The sequence below is a fragment of the Brevibacillus borstelensis genome (genome assembly GCF_037834415.1).
Classification (GTDB): domain Bacteria; phylum Bacillota; class Bacilli; order Brevibacillales; family Brevibacillaceae; genus Brevibacillus; species Brevibacillus borstelensis_A.
In genome coordinates this window covers 1-7,212 of sequence record NZ_JAUMSJ010000070.1, presented here as the reverse complement: position 1 = coordinate 7,212, position 7,212 = coordinate 1, and the positions used below count along the sequence as shown (strand labels likewise).

The 7,212-nt window shown below is 53.1% G+C and carries 6 protein-coding genes and 1 pseudogene; 1 reads left to right on the top strand and 6 read right to left on the bottom strand.

Annotation, left to right across the window (positions count from 1 at the left end):
• Positions 1 to 180: 180 nt before the first annotated feature.
• From Q3F21_RS26655 to Q3F21_RS26630, 6 genes and pseudogenes are all read right to left on the bottom strand, one after another.
• Positions 181 to 898, bottom strand: a pseudogene (locus Q3F21_RS26655) (inositol monophosphatase family protein).
• Between the two features lie 191 nt (positions 899 to 1,089).
• Entirely contained in the window at positions 1,090 to 1,869 is a 780-nt protein-coding gene (locus tag Q3F21_RS26650) for a TrmB family transcriptional regulator (protein WP_340259555.1), read from the bottom strand.
• 137 nt (positions 1,870 to 2,006) lie between these two features.
• Entirely contained in the window at positions 2,007 to 2,666 is a 660-nt protein-coding gene (locus Q3F21_RS26645) for a hypothetical protein (RefSeq protein WP_340259553.1), read from the bottom strand.
• 152 nt (positions 2,667 to 2,818) lie between these two features.
• Entirely contained in the window at positions 2,819 to 3,919 is a 1,101-nt protein-coding gene (locus Q3F21_RS26640) for a citrate synthase (RefSeq protein ID WP_340259551.1), read from the bottom strand.
• A gap of 100 nt (positions 3,920 to 4,019) precedes the next feature.
• Complete coding sequence (locus Q3F21_RS26635; RefSeq protein WP_340259549.1) at positions 4,020 to 4,148, bottom strand: hypothetical protein; 129 nt, start codon at positions 4,146 to 4,148, stop codon at positions 4,020 to 4,022.
• 37 nt (positions 4,149 to 4,185) lie between these two features.
• Positions 4,186 to 5,085 carry a LysR family transcriptional regulator gene (locus tag Q3F21_RS26630; protein ID WP_340259547.1) on the bottom strand — a complete coding sequence of 300 codons (900 nt, stop codon included), beginning with the start codon at positions 5,083 to 5,085 and terminating at the stop codon, positions 4,186 to 4,188.
• Positions 5,086 to 5,524: 439 nt separating this feature from the next.
• Here Q3F21_RS26630 and Q3F21_RS26625 point away from each other — a divergent pair, with 439 nt between their 5' ends.
• Entirely contained in the window at positions 5,525 to 7,177 is a 1,653-nt protein-coding gene (locus Q3F21_RS26625; protein ID WP_340259545.1) for a DUF6583 family protein, read from the top strand.
• Positions 7,178 to 7,212 lie beyond the last annotated feature (35 nt).

Below are 7,212 nucleotides of genomic sequence, written 5' to 3'. Positions count from 1 at the left end.
TTAGCACCCCCGTACAGGGGATGCAGGGCAAAGTGCCTTATATCCCCATAGCTAAAACAAGGGGTTTTACGGCACGATTGATAATCTCAGCATGGAACCCCCGCAACGGAAATGTTCGTTTTCGTTGCGGGGGTATTTTCTTGCAAAAACACTAGATGAACTTGTTCTGCAGTCAATCCTTTATCGTTTGGAGCTTTGCGTAGCTCCTTCCAGCACATCACGCATCGCCGCGTGCAGCGCCGGATTCCCGGCGATAATCCCCGCAGACCCGAGCCCGAACGACTCGCCGCGAATATCCGTTACGATCCCCCCTGCTTCCCTGATCAGCAGCGCGCCTGACAGCCGGTCGTAGAAATCCTCGCCGTACTCCCAATACCCGTCCATTCTTCCGCACGCCACATACGCCAGCTGCAGGGCTACCGAGCCGAGCATGCGGACTCCAAAGGAGCGCGGCCAGCAGTTTCCCAATGCTCTCGATCGTCATTTTCGTGTGCGCGGGGTCCTGATCCGGCAGTCCGAACGGGGCTGTCATCAAGAACGCGTCTTGCAAGGCGGATTTTTTTGCGACCCGAATCTTCTCTCCATTCAGGTAAGCCCCCTCTCCCCTGACCGCATGGAAGAGCTCTCTGCGAAGAACATCGTACACCATGGAGAAAACGACTTCTCCATCCTCTACGAGGCACAGGGACATCGACCAGAAGTGAAAGCCCTGATGCAAATGAACACCGCCGTCTACCGGGTCCAAAATCCAGTAAGCCGCCTTGGGATCAGGCTTGTTTGGTTCACTTTCAAGCTCGATATCGGAATAGGCTAAACCCACTTCGGGATACAGCTGATGCAGCGCCTTCCGCAACTCTTCGATAGCCCAGCCATTGGACTCGGAAAATCTTGCAAACATCTCTTCCCGGCCAAGCGGCGCCTTGCGATGGCTGTATTCCTGCAGCAGACGGTCGCCGATGTTTGTAAAAAGCTCCTGCAATTGTTGTACGTTGATTTGTACCATTTTCTTCATTCTCCTTTTCTCGTTTACCGTTTTAGGAGTATTTTTAAATACTACTAAAAAAGATTCAAGAAAAAAGGGACGAGCAGTCAAACCCTATCCCTGTATTCATCGATGATCGCTTTGTAGTCCGCCCCATATGCCTTGATCAGCTCTTCGCCGAAATCCCGCTCTACCCGCTCCATGATCACATCGTGGAAAAAGGCGTTGTGCAACAGCTCGATTACGGATGGGTGGTCGGTTTCAAAGGCGGAAAGCTTCAGACCGGTCGTGAAGCTGCCGATAATCGCCGAGCTGGCATCGCAGAGAACGGAAAATTTCCTCGATGCCATATGCTGCCATTCGTCGCTTCGCTGATGGACCAGTACATTCTTCAAGGGCGTGTGGCTTTGGCCGATCGTGATGAGCGTAACGGCTACCCCGCGCTGCTCTGCACCCAGCAACGCTTCCTCGACCCAGTGGACATCCTCGGACCAAATGTCGACGACGATGCTTTTCCGAGCGTTGGCGATCAGTCGGCGGATCGCCTTTTTCAGCGGCTCCTCTCCCTGCAGGGTGTAAAACCAGGACGCGGCGCGCGGCGGCGATTTCAGCTCTTTCACAAGCTTTGCCGCCGTTTGCTCAAAGTCGGACTTCATCGTGCGGATCAGCTGTTCGATCGGCACAGCATCGTAAAGGACCGGATCGCCCTCGACAGCCCGGCAAATGCCTTGTTCTGTCAGGGAACGGAGCACGGCGTAGACGTTGGTTCGCGATACAGAGACTCTTTTCGCGACTTCATAGCCCGACATGTTCGGCTCAGCGTGGAGAGCCAGATAACATCTCGCTTCCAGATCGGACAGCCCGATACGGCGGAGTTCCTCGATCAAATCCGCAAACCTCCTTTCTTGTTGAGTTTTAGTGTTATGTTTAAATACCACTAACTTCTTTCACGCAAGTCAACATCCTTGTTTGAAAAAAATAAATGCCCGCAAGCCGATGCGTTCCGACTCGTGGGCAGCCTTCCTTATTCATAGAGATCTTCTGTAATGAGTACAACCTCGCCGAGATGGCTTGGATTTTCAGGAGAGTCGCTTTTCATTTGCAGCAGATAAAAACCGTCAACATATGTAAAGGAAGCTGAGACGGCGTCTTTTTTTGCTGGCGGGCTTGCCGGATTGACCGTCAGCCCCAACGCTTCCATAACCTTGAGCATGTCATCCGGGTATTTGTAAGGCGCTCCCTTCTCGATCGACAGCTTGATACGCACGGCTTTCTCGTCCATAAACATGACGCTGATCGTCCCGATTCCGACCGTGTAATCATTTTGTCTGTACGGGACCAGCTTTTCTGTGGACAACAGCGTTCTTTCTCCATTCTCCGACTGGATCGGCGTCCCCAGTACCGCCGAAACCTCTTCTTCCGACTTGCCTGCAATTAATTTGATATCAAATAGTCCCGTTGCGGCATTTTCAATCTGACCTGGTTCGCTTTCTGCTGAGGGCATCCCTGAGCCCTCCGGAGTGCCAGCTGCTTCGGAAGCATTCGGCACGGGTGTTTCCTTTGCTGTTTGGTGTTCCGGGATGGATACGGTCTTATTATTGGACGCATCCTGAGGCTGTGTTTTCTCTGTCGAACAGCCCGTTAGAATTGCGATAGCCACCAATAGGTATGCAATCTGTTTCATGACAACCCCCTTCCGCCTCCCCTCTATTATAGCTCATCCAGGCTGAATTCACTATTTTCTGTAAATAAATATCATAGACAAACAAAAAAAACCCCCTTTGGCAGGCTGTCATTGCTGCCTTCCGGGGGTTGTCAAACCATTGTCCATTTCGTTTATTCCGGCATCGATCCGATATAGTTGGACTGCGGACGGATAATCCGGTTGTTGCTCGCCTGCTCCAGGATGTGCGCGCTCCACCCGACCACACGGCTCACGGCGAAGGTCGGCGTGAACAAGGCGTCATCCAGGCCCACGGCGCGCATGACCGCCGCGGCGAAAAACTCTACGTTGGTGTGCAGTTTGCGGCCCGGTTTATATTCGTCCAAAAGCTTCAAGCCTACTTGTTCCACGTGAGTCGCCAGGTCAAACCACGGATCGTCGGCCGAGAGCTGGGAAGCGACTACGCGTAGTGCCGTCGCCCGCGGATCGATCGTTTTGTACACGCGATGGCCGAAGCCCATTAAACGCTCGCCATTTTCCAGCTTGGCACGCAGCCAGGGCTCGGCGTTTTCCTTCGTGCCGATGGCTTCGATCATTTCGGTTACCTCGGAAGGGGCGCCGCCGTGCAGCGGTCCTTTCAATGCGCCGATTGCGGCTGTGATGGAAGAAATCAGATCCGACTGAGTCGAGCTGACGACTCGTCCGGAGAACGTGGATGCGTTCATGCCATGCTCCTGCGTGAGGATCAGGTAGGCATCCAGGGCCCGGACATGGGCCGGATGCGGCTCCCGGCCTTTTAGCATATACAGGTAGTTGGCTGTATGATTCAGGTCCTGGCGAGGATTGAGCGGCTCGCGTCCAGCCAGGCGGGCAAAGCGATGAGCGACGATGGTCGGCATTTTCGCCGTCAGGGAAATCACTTGATCCAGGCTGGGCGGCCACCCGTGATCAGGGGTCGCCAGCGCGGAAACGCCGGTCCTCAGCACACTCATCATATCGACATCCGCAGGTATGAGATCGAGAGTGCCTTTTACATGGGCGGGCAGTTCCCTGTTGGCCTTCAGTTTGTGTTGCAGCTCGGCAAGCTCCCGTTCGCTCGGCAGGTGGCCGTACCAGAGCAGGTGGGCGACTTCTTCAAACGTGTGGTGAATCGCCAGGTCGCGCGCCCAGTGGCCCCGGTATACCAGAAGTCCGTTTTGGCCGTCCACCAGACTTAAATTCGTTTCGGCTACGGCAATACCTTCCAATCCGATTGCTAACGTATGTGTAGTCATGATCCCCACTCCTTTTTCTCCGTATCTTTCCCTTAAGTATATCGATTAAAAAATCTAAAGAGAAATAAAAGAAATCAGGTGTTTTGATCACTTTCTGCAATCAATCGGCTGGCATCGCCGGATTCGCGCTCCGCCCCCGTCCGTCCTGAAGCGCCAGAATGGTTTTTGCCTCCCCGAGATCGCTTGCCAAGCGCCGGAATGGCTTTTGTCCGTCCAGGATCGCTGCCAAGCGCCCTTTGCCCGCGACCCTTCCCTGGCAAAAGACACTAGTGCACGGTCTCCATCGGCGAATACAAGGCCTCCAAAATATTGACAAAGCGCTGTGCCGCCTCGCTCAAGCCCGTTTTCGGCACAAGCAGGTAGGAAGCCGCTCTCGGAACGGTAAGCCCGGGGGTGGGCAGCTCCATAAAGCGGTTTTCAAACAGCTCCCGGCTGATCGCTGATCGCGGCAAAAAGGAAACGCCCAGGCCTTCTTCAATAAACCATTTGGTAATATCGACCTGGGAAACGGCCATCGTCCGCAGCGACAACCCTCGCTGCCTGAGCAAAAGCAGCAGATCGTCCCAGTAGCCGGGGTGATTGTGGGTCAACAGCCGATTTGTCTGCAGCTCCTGCTCCCAGTCTGGCAGCGGCGCCTCCATATCTCCGCCGTAATGCGGCACGGCGAACACGACCGGGTCCTCATACAATTTATAAGCGGCAAGCTGCAGCTCGCCCGGAATCATTCTCGTCAGTCCGATATCAGCCTGTCCGCTTTGCACGAACGGTCCGATCTCGATGGAATCAGCCAGCTTGATCGATAAGTCCACATCCGGATAAAGCTTGGTGTAGCGGTGAATCAAATGGGACAAACGGGTCCGGGCGATGATCGGCGAGACAGCCAACTGAAGCTTTTCGCGATACCCCTGCCGCCACGCCATCAAATCCTCCAGTCCGTGGTGCCACTGCTCCAAAAGCCCCCTTGCATGCGGCAGGTAACGCTTGCCTGCGGGAGTCAAGCGGACCCGCTTTCCGACGCGTTCGAACAGCTTCAGCCCCAGCTCGCTCTCCAGAATGCGAATATGCTGGCTGACTGTCGGCTGCGCGATGAACAGCGCCTCCGCCGTCTGGTGGAAATTCTCTGTGGTTGCAGCCATCACAAACGTCTGCAAAACGCGAAAATCCAAAGGTCCCCCTCCTTTAACCTTGCAGGTTTATCCATGCTCTCGCATGGTCGGTTTCTATATGAAAAGAGCATCGGCCCAGGCCTTTTTGCAAGCATGGCGGTCTGCTCCCGGCTCAAGCTGCAATACTTCCTATTTTGCCATGCGGACAGGCATACAGGAAGAGAGGTCTCCTTTTTTTACGCCGGCAATCTTCCCATTTGTCTAGCGCCAATGTGTGCCTGCCAGACCTTCCTGGGACTTTTGCAGCCAAAAAACAGGACAAGCGGTACAATCAGGCTGAGGAATACCCCCTCTTTCTTCCTGGTTCCATATTCCTCTTTTTTAAAGGTATTACCAATATTCGACATCCTCCCCCTTCACATGTGGTAAAATACAAAATCGGGTGCAGAAAACGTCTTTTTTTGCCCCATTAGAAAGAAAATATTTAAGGAGGAAGAAAATGGAGACCACCACAAACGTAACCCCGCCTCGCAAAAGCTCAAAAAAGGCGCTGCTCATCGCAGGTGCGGTAGGGGTTGCGATTCTCGGCGGATTGGGTACGGCCTACGCCAAGCTGGACCTGTTCAAAAGCGCCAAAATCATTTACCTGGAGGCAGAGGCCTACAACGCGAAGCAAATGGCGGACGATGTCTCTCAATCCTTTAAGGAGTACGAAACATACATCAAGCCTTACCTTGAGAAGCCGGTTCACTCCACGATGGAACTGAGCCAATTCAACATCGACACGGATATTCCGGACCCCCAGGCTCAAAAGGTTTTGGATCTGTTGAAGAGCGCCAAGCTTGTCGTAGAATCGAATGCGGATGAACAAAAGCGTCAGCAGTCCGGCAACTTTGAAGTTCATCTCAAGGACAAAAAGCTGATCAACATGGAGTATTTCATCGACGACACGAAGCTGGGCTTCCGTTTCCCTGATTTTTATCCGAAGTACGGCTATGTCGATTTGAAAGACCGCGACGTGATCAAGCAAAAGCTGGGCGAAGATCTGCCGAAGCGTCTGGTGACCAATAAAGATATGTACGAAGCGGTGAAATTCAACCGCGAAGAGGTGTCCAGCATTCTCGCACCGTATGCCCTCATGTACGCCAAAGGCTTGAAAGACACCCAAGTCACGATGAATAAAAACGCCTCTTTCTCCGAGGAAGGCTACAAGACTGACGCACGCGAGCTGACTGTTACCTTCAACGCCGAGGAAGCAAAGGCTCTGTTTACACAAATGGCAGAGAAGGCCAAGACAGATGAAAAGCTGTTTGACCTGATCTACACCCGCTACCACAACGTAGCGACACTGCTCATCGACAGCGGATACCCTGACGTCAAGGAGCTCTCCAAGGATGAGTTCAAAAAGGAATACGCAAAAGCCTTCGACGACATGCTGAAGGATCTGAAAGATGCGAAAGACTCCAAGGAACAGCTGAAAATGATCGTGCTTGTAGACGGCAACCATCAAATTCTCTCCCGCAAGCTGGTCTTTGTCGAAGAGAACCAGAAAGAGAAAAACCTCTGGTCCAGCGTCGGCTTTAAAAATGGAGCAGACACGTTCCAGCGCTACTCTCTGTTTGTGGATGAAGGCGGAGAGAAAGGCGAAATGACCCTCAGCTACAAAGCGAACAAGCAGAATGACAAAACGACAGGAACCGTCGCCTTCCTGTTTGACGCTCAACCTGACGTATTGCTCGACTTGACGACCAAATTCGAGACGACGAAGCAAGCCGACAAGGAAAACGGCACGTACGACTTTACGCTGAAGGCCAAGTCCGATTCCGATCCGGAGACTGTCTCCTTGTCCGGGCAAGTGACAACGGCCGTAACCAAAACCGAAAACGGACGGGATACGGACGGCACGTTCAAGGTGAACTTTGAACAATCGACGCCTGACATGCCGAAAAGCTTGAGCATGAACCTCAAATTCAAGGAGGAATTCGGCAAGGCGATCACCATGCCGAGCTTGAGCGCGGACAACGCCGTCAACGTCGCAACTGTCACACAAGAAGAAATGATGCAAATTCAGCAGGAAGTCAGCACTGCCGCCCAATCGTTTATGATGAAAAACATGGAGCTGTTCCAGGAATTCATGCCTGCTGTACAATAGGTCCGCACACATTCGTTCGGATCATTCGACAGAAA